13 protein-coding genes are annotated in these 13,793 nt (G+C 61.8%); 12 read left to right on the top strand and 1 reads right to left on the bottom strand.

Features of this window, described 5'->3' with window-relative positions:
* The first annotated feature begins 147 nt into the window (after nucleotides 1-147).
* The 6 genes from larB (at nucleotide 148) to ABGT83_RS04525 (ending at nucleotide 6,125) form a co-directional block, all read left to right on the top strand.
* A complete protein-coding gene (gene larB / locus ABGT83_RS04500) occupies nucleotides 148-1,020 on the top strand; it encodes a nickel pincer cofactor biosynthesis protein LarB (protein ID WP_346686161.1) in 873 nt (290 codons plus the stop codon).
* Nucleotides 1,017-1,571 carry a nickel insertion protein gene (gene larC / locus ABGT83_RS04505; protein WP_346686162.1) on the top strand — a complete coding sequence of 185 codons (555 nt, stop codon included), beginning with the start codon at nucleotides 1,017-1,019 and terminating at the stop codon, nucleotides 1,569-1,571. The genes larB and larC overlap by 4 nt, the downstream gene beginning before the upstream one ends.
* A gap of 94 nt (nucleotides 1,572-1,665) precedes the next feature.
* The gene (gene rnhA / locus ABGT83_RS04510) at nucleotides 1,666-2,157 is read left to right on the top strand and encodes a ribonuclease HI (RefSeq protein ID WP_346686164.1); all 492 of its coding nucleotides are present in this window, start codon (nucleotides 1,666-1,668) and stop codon (nucleotides 2,155-2,157) included.
* 117 nt (nucleotides 2,158-2,274) lie between these two features.
* A complete protein-coding gene (locus tag ABGT83_RS04515; protein WP_346686165.1) occupies nucleotides 2,275-3,363 on the top strand; it encodes a coiled-coil domain-containing protein in 1,089 nt (362 codons plus the stop codon).
* A 243-nt stretch (nucleotides 3,364-3,606) separates the two neighbouring features.
* On the top strand, nucleotides 3,607-4,686 hold the full coding sequence (locus ABGT83_RS04520; RefSeq protein ID WP_346686166.1) for a coiled-coil domain-containing protein: 1,080 nt from the start codon (nucleotides 3,607-3,609) through the stop codon (nucleotides 4,684-4,686).
* A gap of 254 nt (nucleotides 4,687-4,940) precedes the next feature.
* Nucleotides 4,941-6,125, top strand: a complete 1,185-nt coding sequence (locus tag ABGT83_RS04525) for a coiled-coil domain-containing protein (RefSeq protein WP_346686167.1) — start codon at nucleotides 4,941-4,943, stop codon at nucleotides 6,123-6,125.
* Between the two features lie 90 nt (nucleotides 6,126-6,215).
* Here the strand turns inward: ABGT83_RS04525 and ABGT83_RS04530 are convergent, their stop codons facing one another.
* Nucleotides 6,216-7,697, bottom strand: coding sequence for a DUF1846 domain-containing protein (locus ABGT83_RS04530; RefSeq protein ID WP_103265360.1), 1,482 nt, complete (start codon nucleotides 7,695-7,697; stop codon nucleotides 6,216-6,218).
* A gap of 570 nt (nucleotides 7,698-8,267) precedes the next feature.
* Here ABGT83_RS04530 and xerD point away from each other — a divergent pair.
* The 6 genes from xerD (at nucleotide 8,268) to ABGT83_RS04560 (ending at nucleotide 13,784) form a co-directional block, all read left to right on the top strand.
* Nucleotides 8,268-9,158, top strand: coding sequence for a site-specific tyrosine recombinase XerD (gene xerD, locus ABGT83_RS04535; protein ID WP_103265359.1), 891 nt, complete (start codon nucleotides 8,268-8,270; stop codon nucleotides 9,156-9,158).
* 443 nt (nucleotides 9,159-9,601) lie between these two features.
* The gene (locus ABGT83_RS04540) at nucleotides 9,602-9,844 is read left to right on the top strand and encodes a hypothetical protein (RefSeq protein WP_346686168.1); all 243 of its coding nucleotides are present in this window, start codon (nucleotides 9,602-9,604) and stop codon (nucleotides 9,842-9,844) included.
* Between the two features lie 88 nt (nucleotides 9,845-9,932).
* Nucleotides 9,933-10,382 carry a division/cell wall cluster transcriptional repressor MraZ gene (locus ABGT83_RS04545; RefSeq protein ID WP_103265357.1) on the top strand — a complete coding sequence of 150 codons (450 nt, stop codon included), beginning with the start codon at nucleotides 9,933-9,935 and terminating at the stop codon, nucleotides 10,380-10,382.
* Between the two features lie 18 nt (nucleotides 10,383-10,400).
* Entirely contained in the window at nucleotides 10,401-11,357 is a 957-nt protein-coding gene (rsmH, locus tag ABGT83_RS04550; RefSeq protein WP_103265356.1) for a 16S rRNA (cytosine(1402)-N(4))-methyltransferase RsmH, read from the top strand.
* Between the two features lie 119 nt (nucleotides 11,358-11,476).
* Nucleotides 11,477-11,941, top strand: a complete 465-nt coding sequence (locus tag ABGT83_RS04555; protein ID WP_103265355.1) for a cell division protein FtsL — start codon at nucleotides 11,477-11,479, stop codon at nucleotides 11,939-11,941.
* 160 nt (nucleotides 11,942-12,101) lie between these two features.
* Nucleotides 12,102-13,784 (top strand): peptidoglycan D,D-transpeptidase FtsI family protein, encoded by a 1,683-nt coding sequence (locus ABGT83_RS04560; protein ID WP_239926544.1) that lies wholly within the window; start codon nucleotides 12,102-12,104, stop codon nucleotides 13,782-13,784.
* The last annotated feature ends 9 nt before the right edge of the window (nucleotides 13,785-13,793 follow it).

Consider the following 13,793-nt stretch of genomic DNA (forward strand, 5'->3'; position numbering starts at 1 on the left):
CCTTGCTGTGCGAGGGTCGGTGCCGTGCGGCTTTTTCAATGGGCGGCGCAAAGGCACTTGACTTGGAGTACGCTCCACGTGGTTCAATGATGCGAACGGGGTTCGAAGTATCGCCCGGTTGCGGAAAAGACGATGAAGGGAGCTTGCATGGAGCAGCGGCAGCTGCGCGGCCTGCTGGAGCGGGTCGCGACGGGGCAGGCCTCGATCGAAGAGGCGGAACGGGCGCTGCGCGTTGCGCCTTTCGAGGATCTTGGGTATGCGAAAGTCGACACCCATCGGGGTGTGCGGCAAGGCGTGTCGGAAGTCGTGTACGGCGCCGGAAAGACGGCTGAGCAGATAGCGGGCGTGTGCCGCGCGCTTTTGGAGGGCGGACAGCATCGCGTGCTCGTCACAAGGCTCGAGGCGGACAAGGCCGAAGGGGTCGAGCGTTTGCTCGTTGGACAGGGCGTCGCCCTTTGCTCCGGCGAAGACGGGGCGTTTTCTGACGGAGGCACCCCTGGAGAAGACGGGAATATGCATGCGAGCCCGGACGGCTCGGACCTGCCTGTCTTCGAGTACCGCACACTGCCGCGTCTTGGCATCCTGGGAGAAGCTCCCGAGCCCGACGGCAACGGAACCGTTGTCGTGGCGGCGGCGGGAACGAGCGATCTGGCGGTTGCCGAGGAGGCTGCAGTAACTGCGGAGATGCTCGGCAACGACGTGGTGCGTCTCTACGACGTGGGCGTTGCTGGCATCCATCGGCTGCTCGCTCATGCCGAAGACATTGCGGCGGCAAACGTGGTCGTGGCCGTCGCCGGCATGGAAGGGGCGCTGGCAAGCGTTGTGGGCGGTATGGCAGCGTGCCCGGTTATCGCCGTGCCGACGAGCGTCGGCTATGGAGCGAGCTTCGGGGGCGTGGCGGCATTGCTGGCCATGCTCAACTCGTGCGCATCGGGCGTATCCGTCGTTAACATCGACAACGGGTTCGGCGCAGGCTACCAGGCGCACATGGTCAATCATGCGAAAGCGAGGACGTCATGACGGTTCTGTACTGGGATTTGCAGGAATGGGCGACGAGGGATGCCCTGCTGCAAGCAACGTTTGCAGCGCTTCCCGATGACGAGCGTACGGCGGTGAAGGCGAAGTGGGATGCCGCCGTTGTCCCCGAAGGGCATCATCGCAATCTTGCGGCAGTGCTCGCCGTCATCGATGCGCTTGACGCGAGCGAGCGCGTGAAGGATGATCTGCGCGGCATCTACCGCATCCTCGCTGAAGCCGAGGCCGCCGCGCATGGCTGCGATGTCGACTCGACGCACTTCCATGAGGTGGGCGAAGGCGCGGCTATCCGCAATGCGCTTGGCATCTGCCTAGCTGTCGAGGCGGTGGAACCTGAAAAGATCGTGGCGACGGCCGTGCAAGCGGGAAAAGGGACGGTGCGCTGTGCTCACGGAGAGCTGTCCGTGCCAGCTCCGGCTACCGCCGCCATCCTCGCTCGCGGTATCCCGGTATGCAAGCGGCGGCTCGATGGGGAGCGCTGCACGCCTACATCCGCCGCCATCATCCTGCACTTCGTGGATCGTTTCGAGGTGTGACCTTGCCGCATCGCGTACGTTCGCATCCAGGGAGGCTATCAGTGCCGCGCGCTGTGATATCATGACGGGCGTCTCCCTGCGAAAGGATCCTGACATGGACGTGACCATATATACGGATGGCGCCGCGCGCGGCAACCCGGGTCCCGGCGGCTACGGCGCGGTGCTGCAGTACGTCGACGGTAACGGAAACCTGCACGTCAAGGAGCTCTCGCAGGGGTACGAATGCACCACCAACAACCGAATGGAGCTATTGGGCGCCATTGCGGCCCTCGAGGTCCTCAAAGCGCCGTGCGAGGTTACGCTCTATTCTGATTCGCAGTACGTGGTGAACGCCTTCAACCAGCATTGGGTGGACGGATGGCTCAGGCGCGGATGGAAGAATGCGAAGAAGGAACCTGTAAAAAACATCGATCTGTGGAAGCGGCTGCTGGCCGCGAAGGCTCCTCACCGCGTGGAATTCGTATGGGTGAAAGGACATGCAGGCCATCCGGAGAACGAGCGATGCGACCAGCTTGCAACGTCCGCCGCCGATGGGGAAGGCCGTATTGTCGATGAAGGCTTCGACCGTGCAGGTGCTGCCGACTGACGCTAGGAGTGTGGTGTTCCCGTAGCGATCTGGTCCGCATTGGCTGGCTTCGCGGGGCATTCTGGTACACTTGGATTCACTGTTTACGTCTGTCTCAGCATAAGTGGAGGTTCTCGCATGCAACAGGCTCGGTTCGCATACGGCAAAGGCGCGTTGGCAGGATTCACGGCGGTGGTTTTGGCGGTTTCGCTCATGGTGCCGGCCACGGCGTTCGCCGATCCCACCTCGGCGGAGAAGCGAGCAGAAGCCGAAGCGGTTCTCGCTTCCCTCAACACCATGCAGGAACAGCTCGATCGTGCATCCAACAACTACTTCACAGCGCTTTCCGAGCAGGAGGAGGCTGAAAAGAGCCGCGATGCAGCACAAGAGCGCATCGACGAGGCGAACGGCCAGATAGCCGACTTGCAGGATCGTTTGGGCAGCCGCGCTCGCAGCATGTACCGCTCGGGCAGCTCCTCGATGCTCGACCTGCTGCTGGGCTCCACGAGCTTCCAGGCCTTCGCTACCAACTGGGATCTTCTCACGCAGATCAACTCTGAGGACGCCGACCTCGTCCAGCAGACCAAAGATCTGCGCGCCGAGGTCGAGGAGCAGGAGGCTGTCTTCGCCGAGCAGGCGCGCGTCGCCCAGGAAAAGGCCGACGAAGCCAAGCGCATCGAGGAGGAGGCAGCGTCCACGGTCGCGTCCATGCAGGCCACCTACGACAGCCTGAGTGCTGAGGCCGCCGAGCTTCTGGAACAGGAGCGCGCCGCCGAAGAGGCCGCTCGCGCTGCGGTCGCCGCCGCTGCCGATGCGGCAACGAACGATAGCTCACGTGGCAGCAGCAATGGGGGCGCGAACTCAAATAGCGATGGCAACAACGGCGCAAGCGAGCCGCCCTACGTACCCTCAACGGGCAATGCGATCGTCGACCGCGCGTACAGCCAACTCGGCAAGCCCTATGCGTGGGGTGCTGCCGGGCCGAACTCCTACGACTGCTCGGGTCTCGTGAGCTACGCACTCACCGGCAGCTATTCCCATGTGTACACCACCGGCTCGCTCATGGGGCTTCGTCAGGTGAGCAATCCCCAGCCGGGCGACATCTGCACGAACGATCACCACTGCGGCGTCTACATCGGCGGAGGTCAGATGATCCACGCTCCCCAGACGGGGGATGTTGTGAAAGTCAGCGCGGTCCACAGCGACATGATCTACGTGCGGCCCTAGCGAGCCCTCTGTTTTGACGAATGATCCGAAGGCGTCCGTACGGGCGCCTTCGCTGTTTCAGGGAGCGAAGGCGCCCGTTCCCAGCGGGTTCCATGCCATGCGTTTGCGATCGATCCCTCACCGAATCGCTTCGGTAAGTCGGATGGGCTCTTATGGAGCTTTCTCGAATCGTTTGTCGACCGTGCACTCGATTGCTATGATACGGTTGCTTTTCTGAATACGAAGTATTGAAAAGGTGCAAACATGACTCGAAACGTACAACGCACATCAAAGGCGGCCGTCTGCCTTCTCCTTTCCCTCATGCTGGCTGTTCCTGTCGCCTTCGGTTCTCCGACGTCGGCACATGCCGTGACAGCTGCCGAGAAACAGGCCGAGGCCGAGGCTGCCCTCGCCTCGCTGAACGCCATGCAGGAGCAGCTCGATCAAGCCTCGGCCGATTACGGCCAGGCGCTCTCCGAGCAGCAGGAGGCCGAAGACAGCCGCGATGCCGCCCAAACGCGCATCGACGAGCTGAACGGGCAGATATCCGAGATGCAGGAGCATCTGGGCGACCGGGCCCGCACCATGTACCGCTCGGGTAGCTCCTCGATGCTCGACCTGCTGCTGGGCTCCACGAGCTTCCAGGCCTTCGCCACCAACTGGGACATGCTGGCCCAGATCAACGAGAGCGACGCAGAGATGGTGCAGCAGACCAAGGACCTGCGCGCCGAGGTTGAAGACGAGAAGGCGGTCTACGAAGAGCAGGCGCGCGTCGCCCAGGAAAAGGCCGACGAAGCCAAGCGCATCGAGGAGGAGGCCGCGTCCACGGTCGCGTCCATGCAGGCCACCTACGACAGCCTGAGTGCTGAGGCCGCCGAGCTTCTGGAACAGGAGCGCGCCGCCGAAGAGGCCGCTCGCGCTGCGGCTGCCGCCGCTGCCGTCGAAGCTGCGGCACGGGAGGCCGCTGCAGCCAATACCAACCGCGGGGGCGGCGGGGGTGGCGGCGCGCCGTCGTACGTTCCCTCCACTGGCAACGCCATCGTCGATCGTGCGTACAGCCAACTCGGCAAACCCTACGTCTGGGGTGCCACGGGTCCGAACTCCTTCGACTGCTCCGGTCTTGTCGGGTATGCGCTCACGGGAGGCTACTCGCGTGTGGGCACCACCTACACGTTCATGTCCTGGCCACGCGTAAGCGATCCTCAGCCGGGCGACATCTGCACGAATGACCATCACTGCGGTATCTACATCGGCGGCGGCCAGATGATCCACGCCCCGCGCACGGGCGACGTCGTGAAGGTCGGACCCGTGCACAGCGGCATGATTTTCGTGCGTCAGCCGTAACCAAGCTGCCAGCGTGCGGTGCTGCGAGGGCGTCCGAGCGGGGCGTCCTCGTGCCGCGTGGGAGCGGGTATGGATGCAAGCCGGCTCCGATGAGTCGACTCGCCGTCGTTACGTAAACGCGGCGATGACTATTCCGCTTTTTTCGAGCCTGCCCTGTGGAGCTTTCCCATATCGTTTGTCAAAGCGAGCTTCGGTTGGTATGCTGAAGCAACTTCAACCGCCCAATCGCAACGAAGTATCGAAAAGGTGCAAACATGACACGAAACGCGCAACGCACTTTCAAGGCCTTTCTCTGCCTTACGCTCTCCGCCCTGTTGGCGGTCCCCCTCGCTTTCAGCTCGCCTGCGATTGCGATAGCCGAACCCACGGCCGCAGACAAGCGCGCCGAAGCTGATGCTGCTCTGGCTTCGCTGAACGCGATGCAGGACAAGCTCGACCAGGCTTCCAACAACCACTTCTCTGCGCTCTCCGAGCAGCAGGAGGCCGAAGACAGCCGCGATGCCGCCCAAACGCGCATCGACGAGCTGAACGGGCAGATATCCGAGATGCAGGAGCATCTGGGCGACCGGGCCCGCACCATGTACCGCTCGGGTAGCTCCTCGATGCTCGACCTGCTGCTGGGCTCCACGAGCTTCCAGGCCTTCGCCACCAACTGGGACATGCTGGCCCAGATCAACGAGAGCGACGCAGAGATGGTGCAGCAGACCAAGGACCTGCGCGCCGAGGTTGAAGACGAGAAGGCGGTCTACGAAGAGCAGGCGCGCGTCGCCCAGGAAAAGGCCGACGAAGCCAAGCGCATCGAGGAGGAGGCCGCGTCCACGGTCGCGTCCATGCAGGCCACCTACGACAGCCTGAGTGCTGAGGCCGCCGAGCTTCTGGAACAGGAGCGCGCCGCCGAAGAGGCCGCTGCAGCGGCGCAGGCCGAAGCCGTGCTTGCAGCGGCTGCTCAGGCGGCCGAGAGCGATAACGCCGGCGCTTCCGGCAACAACGGATCGAACAACGGCGGCGCCAGCACGAACAACGGCGGATCGAGTGGTAACAACAACGCCAATTCGGGCGGCAACTCGAACGGCGGCGGAGGCTCGTCCGGTCCGTCCTACAATCCCTCTACCGGCAACGCCGTGGTTGACCGCGCATACAGCCAGCTCGGCAAACCCTACTCCTGGGGCGCTTCGGGTCCGAACTCCTACGACTGTTCCGGTCTTGTGAGCTATGCGCTCACCGGCAGCTACTCGCGTTTGGGGACCACCGGCACGTTTATTGGCTGGCCGCGTGTGAGCAACCCCCAGCCCGGCGACGTATGTGTCATCCACACTTCCTCGCGCCAACACACTGGTATCTACATCGGAGGCGGCCAGATGATCCACGCTCCCCGCACGGGCGACGTCGTGAAGGTGAGCTCTGTGCAGAGCGGCATGGTGTTCGTTCGCCGGCCGTAGCGCTCGGCGGCATTCGTTGCAGCAGCCGCTAAAAGAGGGTGCCCGCATAAAACGGGCACCCTCTTTCGATTCGGGGCTTTTTCCGGCGCTCTACTTGTGGTAGTAGCGGTGCTGTTCGTACTTCGGCTCGCAGCAGACGTTGATGCCCAATGTGCGGTAGAGCTTCTCATCGGTCGATGAGATGATGACGGAGAAGAATGCGTCGCATCCGCGCAGGTCGTCCACATGTTCGATGAGCTGTGCGGCCAAAGGGTCGGTTGCCGAGCTGATGGACAACGCGATGAGCGTCTCGTCGGAATGCAGACGCGGGTTTTTGCTGTGAAGCCGCTCGGTCTTGAGCCGACAGATGGGCTCGATGGCGTTGTCGCTGATGACGTCGATGCCGTCGTCTACGCCCGCCACGCCTTTGAGCGCGTTCATCATGAGCGAGGATGCCGCGCCCAGAAGCGTCGAAGTTTTGCCGGTCACCACCGCGCCGTTCGGCAGCACCATCGCGCCGGCGGGACGTCCGGTCATCTCCTCCTTCAGTAGGGCGGCGCTGCGCGCAGGGGATAAACTTGCGTTCACGCCGGCTTGGTTCATGAGCAATTCGAGTTTCTCCACCTGTGCGTGTCCGACGCCGGTGCGCTTTACCTCGACGGCGGTCTGGAAGTAACGGCGCACGATTTCCATGCGGGCCGCGTCGCATACCACCTCGTCGTCGACGATAGCCGAGCCCGCCATGTTCACGCCCATGTCGGTGGGGGATTGGTAGGGGCTCGAACCTGAAATACGCTCCATCATGGCTTTGAGCACGGGGAAAATCTCCACGTCGCGATTGTAGTTGACCGTGGTCTGCCCGTAAGCCTCCAAATGGAACGGATCGATGATGTTCGCATCGTCAAGATCGACCGTGGCGGCCTCGTAGGCCACGTTTACGGGGTGCTTCAACGGCAGGTTCCATACGGGGAACGTCTCGTACTTGGCGTAGCCGGCGGTCACCCCTCGCTTGTGCTCGTGGTAGAGTTGCGAGAGGCAGGTGGCCATCTTGCCCGATCCGGGGCCGGGAGCAGTGACAACAACGAGCGGGCGGCTCGTCTCGACGAACTCGTTCTTCCCGTACCCTTCGTCGCTGACGATATGATCGATGTCGTAAGGGTAGCCGGCGATGGGGTAGTGCAACCGGCTTGTGATGCCGAGACTGTCCAGCCGATGTCGGAACGCGTCGGCGGCGGGTTGGTTGGCATAGTGGGTTATGACGATGCTGCCCACCAGAAAACCCATGCTGCGGAAGATGTCCATGAGGCGCAGCACGTCGTCGTCATAGGTGATGCCTAAATCGCCGCGCACCTTGCTTTTCTCAATGTCATTGGCGTTGATGGCGACGATGATCTCGACGTCGTCGATGAGGTTCTTCAGCATGCGGATCTTGGTATCGGGCTCGAAGCCGGGCAGCACGCGCGAAGCATGGTAGTCGTCGAATAGCTTGCCGCCGAACTCCAAGTAGAGCTTGCCGCCGAACTGGTCGATGCGGTTGCGGATATGCTCCGCTTGCAATGCGATGTACTTGTCGTTGTCGAATCCGATGCGCATGGAGGCGAACCTTTCTCGGCGTGGACGAGCCTGCTTGCGGACGCATTGGTGTCCGAAGCAAACGGAAGAGCCGCCTGCGACGCGGACGGCTCGATGCAACCGTTAGATTATAGCCTACTTTCGCATCGCGTCGGGCACCTCTTCGAGGTCGGGAATGGTCTTTTACGAAAAGACGACCCAGTAGGCGCTCATATGCGCTCTCAAGTGGCGGCTTTCCGAGCATATCGCTGCTGCCCTTATATCGCGATAGCGGCGTACCGTTTAGGCCGTCTGCCTGGGGTTGCAGGCTGCTGAGTGCGAGTTTTCGCAGCACGTAGCTGGCATGTCCGGCTCGACGTCGACCGAGTTCGACGCCGAGCCGCTTTCCCGATGATCGATCTCATGGCCGAGCAGGAGGATGCCGGGGAGACAAGGGCGCTGCGTCTCGGCCTCGACGCTGTAAAGCCGGAGGGCATGTCGCGGCGGTGCACCCGCCGTTCAGTCGTGCTATGCTAGGAGGGTATGGACGGTTCGACCGGATCAGACATGACATGAGGCATGTGCTTCATAGTATTGCAACGAGGATGGCGAATGGATGAGTTGGTTCGAGAATACCTCGACTATCTGCGCATAGAACGCGGCAGCTCTCCGCTCACCGTGGAGGCGTACGCGAACGACCTGCGGGATTACACTGCATTCCTGAAGGGGAAGGGTATCTCGGGCGTCGACGAGATCGAACGCGGCACGGTCGCCTCCTTCGAGGCCGACCTGTTTTCGCGCGGCTATGCTGCTTCCAGTATCGAGCGCCGAATCTCGGTACTCAAGGGATTCCATCGATTTCTCGTGCGAGAAGGCTATACCCGCCGCAATCCCGCCGATACGCTACCGCTCCCTAAAACGCCCGATCGCTTGCCTGACGTCCTATCTGTCGAGCAGGTCGACGAGATGTTGTCGCAGCCGCTCGAACCGGGGCCTGCGCCATTGCGCGATCGCGCGATTCTGGAGGTCATGTACGGATGCGGCCTGCGCGTGAGCGAATGCTCCGGGCTCGATATGAGCGATACGATGCTCGACGAGGGATACCTGCGCGTCGTGGGCAAGGGCGGCAAGGAGCGCATCGCTCCGATAGCAGGCGCCGCTTTGCGTGCGCTCGTCGTGTATCTCGAGCAGGCCAGGCCCGCGCTTGCGAAGCCCTTCGCAAAGCCAACGGCGGCTGTGTTCCTGAACGCGCGCGGCGGCCGCCTCACGCGACAGGGCATGCACGCCATCGTCGCCGATGCTGGCCGGACGATCGGGATAGCGAACCTCCATCCCCATACGCTGCGCCACTCCTTTGCTACCCATCTGTTGGAAGGCGGCGCCGATCTGCGCGTCATCCAGGAAATACTCGGCCACTCGGACATTTCTACGACCCAGATATACACGCACGTGAACCGCTCGCACATCCGCAAGGAATATCTGGGCGCGCATCCCCGCGCCTGACGTCGGTGCGCGCTGTTCAGGTTCCTGCGCCGCATATCGGCAAGGGGCAGCCGAGGTGCTTTCCGCAAAGTCTTTGAGCTTTGCACCTCTCTGTCATTGGAAAGCCTCAAAAATGCAGGGTTCTCGAGTTTTGCGATCTTCAAGCGGGGGCTTTCGGCGTGTTTCTCCAAAGCCGAAAATCCGACCTGGGATTTCGTCGCAAGATATCTACGAGCTTACGACTGAACGAAGCTTCGTGCCCTTGCAGAGCGATGCAAAACTCGAGGCCCATGCAAACCCACCCCTCTTTCCATGGCAGGAAGCCGCGCTCGCGAACCTCGGCGTGCAGTGTCTCGAATGCTCGTGTATCGATCCGTCCTATCAGGCTGCCTGGGACGAGCGGCGCTCTGAGCCAGGGGCGGGTAGATCGGCGGATGCTGTGCAAAAAGCGGATGAGGACGGCTATGGATTTGCTGTCGAGCTCCTCGGCGGATGTGCCGGCCGGCGGTGCGATTGCCGGGTCGAGCGTACAGACACACTTTTCGCATAACTTCTCGCTCGGCGGTGGTGGAACGCGCACAATCCCACATGTTGTGCCCTTCTATCGCGTTTCTGTCTACATGTTGCCGGATGTGCTTGAGCAAACCCGACGTACCTTGCAACGGCGAGAAAACGAAGGGGTTTCCGATAGGTTGAAATGGGGCTGAAATCGCATATTATGTTGCGAAGTGGGGCGAAGTGGGATAGAATTCCAAACATCGAAAGGCCGTGTGGGACGCGGCGGGAAGGAAGGCCTTGGCCGAAGAGACCGAAAAGATCGTCGATCTCAACAGCGCGTACCGCCATAAGGTGGACGCCAAAGGCCGTATGTCGCTTCCCTCGACATTCCGCAAGGTTCTTTCGACGGATTTGGTGGTAACCCGCAATCCGAAGGACGAGTGCCTCTACGTGTTCGAGCCCCAGGGCTTCAATGCGTGGGTGACCAAGGTGTTCAAGGATAAGTTCGGCGAGTTCGACGATACGAACGATCTGCATCTACGTCTGCGTCGCAAGCTCAAGTCGCGGGCGGCCGACGTGTCCATCGACGCGTCGGGCCGCATCATGCTCTCGGCTGAGCAGCGCGAGGCGGTGGGCATCGACAAGGACGTCGTCGTCGTTGGCAACACGGGCTACTTCGAAATTTGGGACGCAAAGCGCTACGACGTCGTGGACGACGACACCGATCTCGGTCTGTTGTTCGGCTAGTCGTAAGGCGTGAGCGAAATGACAAGCGAATATCGGCATACACCGGTTCTGCTCGCCGAGTGCCTCGAATACATGAAGCTCCAACCACAGTACACATTCGTGGATGCAACACTCGGCGGTGCAGGGCATTCCTTCGAAGCGGCCAAGCTCATCGGGAGCGCGGGTACGCTCATCGGCATCGATCAGGACGAGGTGGCGCTTGCCGCCGCCCTCCGCAAACTCGGGACGTTGCCCGATGGGATGCGCCCGCGCCTCGAACTCGTGCGCGGCAACTTCGGGGATATGGACGAAGCGCTCCTGAGCACGGAAGTACCCGGCGTCGATGCGTTCCTCTTCGACCTCGGCGTATCTTCGGTGCAGATAGACACGCCGTCTCGCGGCTTCTCCTTCAAGGAGAACGGCCCTCTTGATATGCGGATGGATCCGGGGAAACAAACCCTCACCGCAGCAGAGATCATCAATACCTATACCGCAGCAGATCTCACTCGGATCATCCGTACCTACTCGGACGAGAAATGGGCAAGCCGTATTGCGGAGTTCGCAGTGCGCGCACGGCAAACCGCCCCCATTGAGACAAGCGAGCAGCTCGTTGCCATCATCAAAGCCGCCATCCCTGCCTCGGCTCGCAGAGCCGGGGGGCATCCGGCGAAGCGCACGTTCCAGGCGCTGCGCATCGAGGTGAACGGCGAGCTCGACGTGCTTCGGAGCGGCCTCGATGCCGCTGTCCGCTGGCTCAACCCTGGCGGCAGGATCGCGGTCATCAGCTACCACTCGCTCGAGGATCGCATCGTCAAGGAGATGTTCGCCTCGTTCGCGAACCGGTGCACCTGCCCGCCCGACCTGCCGGTCTGCGCGTGCGGGAAGCAGCCGATACTCGATATCGTCACCAGGAAACCGATTCTGCCACGTGCAGACGAGGTGGAGCGCAACCCCCGTGCGCGCAGCGCCAAGCTCCGTGTCGCGCAAAAGCGCTGAGTGCATCCGCGGCACGACGCCGTCTCCAAAGGCGGCTCGGTGCTCGCAGCGAATAGAACGAACCGATTGAACGCGCACGACCCGCCACACACACGCTAAACGAAGAAAGGGGGTTGGGCATGGGCGCAGCACCTGCTTATACGTACTATCCTGAGCGCGCTCCCGAACGTGCCCCGCGCACGCGTATCAGCGTTGTGCCGGGTCAAGGTCCGCGCACGCAGTCCCCGGCTCTCCCTTCGAGTGTTGTTTTTTTGGCGAAGGCAGTGGCTGCGGTGCTCATCGTCGTCTCGCTGGTGGCTTTTGCGCGCATCGCCCTCTCGTCGGCTACCGTAGCGACGTCGGTGCAGGCGCAGGAGCTGTCGAGCCAGATCGATCAGGCTCGTTCGAGCGGATCCTCCCTCGAGGTGTCTCAAAGCCTGCTTACGAACCCGACGTATTTGAAGCAGCAAGCTGCAGGGCTGGGCATGGCGGCTCCAGAAACGATCGCCACGATCGAACTGGGCGCCGATGTGGTTGCTTACGACGGCGCGGGCAACCTGTCGCTTTCGAAGAGCGTGGCCCTCGCTGTCTCCGCCGGAGAGTAGCGCCGTGTCCGACCGGTCTCATGCCCCGCAGGGTTCGCGCAGTTCTCGGCGCGGCCATGGAAGCTCGCGTTCCACCGCGCGTTCGACGCGCGTGGGCCGAGGATCTTCCGCACGTCGGCCTCGGCCCACTCAAACGGAGTTTGCCCCCACCTCCAACCGTATGCTTATACCGATCGCGCTGTTCGCTATCGTGGCCCTGCTGTTCTTGGGGAGGCTCGTGTATTTGCAGGTTATCGCAGCCCCTTCCTTCTCGTCCATGGCCGAGAAGGCGCGTACGGTCCAGCTGCCCATCGAACCGCGGCGGGGCACCATCTATGATCGCAACGGCACCATCCTCGCCGTGAGTGTGGAGGCTTCGAGCGTCTATGCCAACCCCTCCGAAGTGAAGGATCCGAACGCGACCGCTTCATCCCTTGCATCCGTGCTGGGAGGCGAGGCGAAAGACTATCTGCCCGCACTTACCGCAGACAAGACCAATTTCGCCGCCGTGAAGCGCAAGCTGGATGTTGACGTGGGCGATCGGGTGAAGGCCCTTTCTCTCGATGGAGTCTATGTTGTCGAAGATATGCGTCGTGAGTACCCGAACGGCCAGGTGGCAGGCCAGATCATCGGCGCCTGCAGCACAGCGGTCGACGCCGAGAACAACCGCGAGTACTATTACGGCATCTCCGGCTTGGAACGCTATTACGATGACATCCTCGCAGGGGAGCCGGGTTACTATGAAGCCGAGCGCGGACGTGACGGAACACCCATCCCGGGCGGTGTGCATGAAGAGCGCGCGGCCGTCGACGGACAGGACATCATTATTTCCATCGATCTGGAACTGCAGCAATACGTCGAGGAACGCCTCGCGACGGGCGTTCAAGAACTCGAAGGCAGCAGCGGCACCTCGGTGGTGATGGACGGCGGCACGGGCGAGATATACGCCGCGGCGTCGTTGCCGCTGTTCAATCCTGCCGACCGTTCGACCGTGGAAGAGGGCGCCACTGAACTCAAGGCGGTAACCGACCTGTTCGAGCCAGGTTCCATCTTCAAATCGGTTTCGGCCATGGCCATCTTGGAAACCGGAACGATGGGTCCTGATGATACGTTGTTTTGCCCGGCGGTCATCGAGGCTGACGGCTACACCATCTCCGACGCTCATGAGCGCGGCGACGCAACGTTCACTCTGCGCCAGATTCTCGATCAGTCGTCGAACGTGGGCATCTCGCTTGCCACCGAGAACATGGGCTTCCGAGAACTCTACGACTATATACTCAAATACAATCTGCACGAGAAGACCGGCGTCGACTATCCCGCCGAGGGCGAAGAGGGGACCGATGTCTTGGGGTACATGGTGCCCTTTGAAAGCCTGAGCACCGTCGGCGCTTACAACGTCAGCTTCGGCCAGGGTATATCGGTAACTCCGTTGCAGATGACGCGCTTCTACGGCGCCCTTGTCAACGACGGCGTTGAGTGTACCCCGCATTTCCTCGTGTCGAAGCCGCAGTCGGGCGAGACGGCGCAGTATGGTTCCGAGGACGTTATCGGCAACAAGCAAGCCATCCCCACCATGGTGGACATGCTCAAGACCGTGGTGACTGATGGCACGGGAACGGCGGCAGCCATTGAAGGCTACAATGTCGCCGGCAAGACGTCCACCGCCGAGATTTACGACGAAGAGAATGGCGGCTATCGAAAAGGGGTCTACAACCTGGCCTTCACCGGATTCTTAGCCGGCTCGTCGAGTCAATTGGTTTGTTTTGTGGGTGCAAACGAGGTTCCCGGCAGTCGTGTGGTCACGCCGATTTTTAAGGATATAATGGCTACTGCTATCGACCGGTTCAAGATAACGTCTGAGTGAGGAAGCGCC

It is taken from the genome of Enteroscipio rubneri (genome assembly GCF_963929405.1).
Taxonomy (GTDB): Bacteria; Actinomycetota; Coriobacteriia; order Coriobacteriales; family Eggerthellaceae; genus Enteroscipio; species Enteroscipio rubneri.

Bases quoted from the DNA above. Each gene is read 5' to 3' on its own strand.
- larB (WP_346686161.1), top strand. From the start codon at position 148: ATGGAGCAGCGGCAGCTGCGCGGCCTGCTGGAGCGGGTCGCGACGGGG.
- larC (WP_346686162.1), top strand. From the start codon at position 1,017: ATGACGGTTCTGTACTGGGATTTGCAGGAATGGGCGACGAGGGATGCC.
- rnhA (WP_346686164.1), top strand. From the start codon at position 1,666: ATGGACGTGACCATATATACGGATGGCGCCGCGCGCGGCAACCCGGGT.
- ABGT83_RS04515 (WP_346686165.1), top strand. From the start codon at position 2,275: ATGCAACAGGCTCGGTTCGCATACGGCAAAGGCGCGTTGGCAGGATTC.
- ABGT83_RS04520 (WP_346686166.1), top strand. From the start codon at position 3,607: ATGACTCGAAACGTACAACGCACATCAAAGGCGGCCGTCTGCCTTCTC.
- ABGT83_RS04525 (WP_346686167.1), top strand. From the start codon at position 4,941: ATGACACGAAACGCGCAACGCACTTTCAAGGCCTTTCTCTGCCTTACG.
- ABGT83_RS04530 (WP_103265360.1), bottom strand. From the start codon at position 7,697: ATGCGCATCGGATTCGACAACGACAAGTACATCGCATTGCAAGCGGAG.
- xerD (WP_103265359.1), top strand. From the start codon at position 8,268: ATGGATGAGTTGGTTCGAGAATACCTCGACTATCTGCGCATAGAACGC.
- ABGT83_RS04540 (WP_346686168.1), top strand. From the start codon at position 9,602: ATGGATTTGCTGTCGAGCTCCTCGGCGGATGTGCCGGCCGGCGGTGCG.
- rsmH (WP_103265356.1), top strand. From the start codon at position 10,401: ATGACAAGCGAATATCGGCATACACCGGTTCTGCTCGCCGAGTGCCTC.
- ABGT83_RS04555 (WP_103265355.1), top strand. From the start codon at position 11,477: ATGGGCGCAGCACCTGCTTATACGTACTATCCTGAGCGCGCTCCCGAA.
- ABGT83_RS04560 (WP_239926544.1), top strand. From the start codon at position 12,102: ATGCTTATACCGATCGCGCTGTTCGCTATCGTGGCCCTGCTGTTCTTG.